Raw genomic sequence first — 2,441 nt, 5'->3', positions numbered from 1 at the left:
CCCACCATTTCCATCGAATCTTGACCCACCCTGGTTCGTGAGCTTCACGCTCACGTTGTGGATAAGTTCTTGGTCGCCTTCTCCTTCTTGGTGGTCTGTGGTGGTTGCTGTGCGGAGCTGTTCTTGAACCTGTAGCTGTCGTTACCCGTTTCCAGAATATGGCAGTGATGCGTGAGTCGGTCCAGCAGTGCCGTGGTCATCTTGGCATCCCCGAACACACTGGCCCATTCGCTGAAGCTCAGGTTGGTGGTGATCACAACGCTGGTGCGCTCGTACAGCTTGGACAGCAGGTGGAACAGCAAGGCTCCTCCTGACGTGCTGAATGGCAGGTAGCCCAGTTCATCCAGGATCACCAGATCGGCATAGGCTAGGCGGTGCGCGATCTGCCCCGGCTTGCCCTGGGCCTTCTCCTCTTCCAGTGCATTGACCAGCTCCACCGTGGAGAAGAACCGCACCCTGCGGTGATGGTGCTCAATGGCTTGCACCCCGAGGGCTGTGGCGATGTGGGTCTTGCCCGTACCCGGGCCACCCACCAACACCACGTTGTTGGCGTTCTCCAAGAATTCGCAGCGGTGCAGCTGGCGTACCAGTGCCTCGTTCACCTCACTGTGGCCGAAGTCAAACCCAGCCAGGTCCCGGTACGCCGGGAACCTGGCCACCTTCAATTGGTAGGCCACCGAGCGCACCTCTCGCTCGGCGGTCTCGGCCTTGAGCAGTTGGGACAGGATGGGCTGCGCCGCATCGAAGGCCGGTGCACCTTGCTCAGCCAGTTCTGCAACTGCCTGGGCCATGCCGTGCATCTTGAGCTCGCGCAGCATGATCACGATGGAAGCGATGGCAGGGTCATGACGCATAGCGCACCTCCCTCAATTGGTCGTAACGAAGCACATTGGCTTGGGGTTCCACCGCCAGCTTGAGGGCCTGCGGCGATGTGACCGGTGCTGGGGCGGGCTTACCGTCCAGCAGGCGGTGGAGCACGTTCAGGATGTGGGTCTTGCTGGCAGCCCCTGACTCCAGTGCCAACTCCACTGCAGCGAGCACAGCTTGTTCATCGTGGTGCAGCACCAGTGCCAGTACCTCCACCATCTCCCGGTCGCCGCCGGGTTGCTTGAGCAAGGTGGCCTGCAGTCGCTTGAAGGCCGCTGGTAGCTCCAGGAATGGGGCGCCGTTGCGCAAAGCTCCTGGTTTGCGCTGCAGCACCGCCAAGTAGTGGCGCCAGTCGTACACGGTCTGACCCGTACCGTGGTGGTTACGCTCGATCAGGCGCTGATGCTCGCACACGATCTGGCCTTCGGCGGCGACCACCAGGCGATCGGCGTAGACCCGCAGGCTCACCGGCCGATTGGCATACGGCGCCGGCACGCTGTAGCGATTGCGCTCGAAGTGGACCAAGCAGGTGGGTGAGACGCGCTTGGTGTGCTCCACAAAGCCATCGAAGGGCCGGGGCATCGGCATCAAGGTTGCCTTCTCTTGAGCCCAGACATCCGCGACGGTGCCCGGCAGCTTGCCGTGCTCGATCTCGTGCCACAGCGCCACGCAGCGCTCTTCAAGCCAGGCATTGAGATCGGGCAGGCTTTGGAATGGCGGCACCACCTGCCACAGGCGATGGCGGGCATCGCGCACGTTCTTCTCCACCTGGCCCTTCTCCCAGCCCGACGCGGGATTGCAGAACTCGGCCTCGAACAGGAAGTGGCTGACCATGGCCGCAAAGCGCGCATTGACGTCGCGCTCCTTGCCACGGCGCACCCGGTCTACAGCGGTGCGCATGTTGTCGTAGATGCCACGGCGGGGCACGCCACCCAGGACTACGAATGCATGGTTGTGGGCATCGAACAGCATCTCGTGCGTCTGCAGGGGGTAGGCGCGCAGGTAGAACGCTCGGCTGTGGCTGAGCTTGAAGTGGGCTACCTGCAGCTTGGTGCGCACGCCAGCGAGAACAGCCCAGTCCTCGCTCCAGTCGAACTGGAAGGCCTCACCCGGACCGAAGGTCAGGGGAACGAAGGTGCCACGGCCAGTGGTCTGCTGTGCCACAAGGCGCTGCTCGTGCCAGAGGCGCGCAAAGGCCGCCACACGGTTGTAGGAGCCGCCATAACCGAGCGCCTGCAGATCCACGTACATCTGCTTGATGGTGCGCCGCTGCTTGCGGGATCGGCCAGCTTCCGTCTTGAGCCAGCCGGCGAGCTTCAAGGCGAAGGGATCGAGCTTGGATGGACTGACCCGCTTGGCATAGTGCGGCTCGGCCTCGCCTACGCGCAGGTACTTGCGGATGGTGTTGCGCGAGAGGCCCGTGCGGCGGGCGATCTCCCGGATGGACAGCTGCTCTCGCAGGGCCCAGCGCCTGATGACACTCAGTGTTGCCACGTCTATCACTCCTGGTCTCCTGCTGCTCAGCAAAGCAGCAGGTTAGGGTTAGTACGTGGGTCAGGTTTGGATGGAAATCC

At 62.9% G+C, this 2,441-nt stretch carries 2 protein-coding genes; both read right to left on the bottom strand.

The genetic code is table 11. From position 1 onward, the window contains the following. Positions 1-50: 50 nt before the first annotated feature. Positions 51-854: an IS21-like element ISThsp10 family helper ATPase IstB gene (gene istB / locus AC1Q64_RS25625; RefSeq protein WP_108625308.1), complete on the bottom strand. Its 804-nt coding sequence runs from the start codon at positions 852-854 to the stop codon at positions 51-53. Next, on the bottom strand, positions 844-2,370 hold the full coding sequence (gene istA / locus AC1Q64_RS25620; protein ID WP_492253172.1) for an IS21 family transposase: 1,527 nt from the start codon (positions 2,368-2,370) through the stop codon (positions 844-846). The genes istB and istA overlap by 11 nt, the downstream gene beginning before the upstream one ends. Positions 2,371-2,441: the final 71 nt, after the last annotated feature.

It is taken from the genome of Acidovorax sp. GW835-FHT14G06, assembly GCF_058793595.1.
Note: the sequence above shows the minus strand (reverse complement) of the source record. Positions and strands in the feature narration are given on the sequence as shown.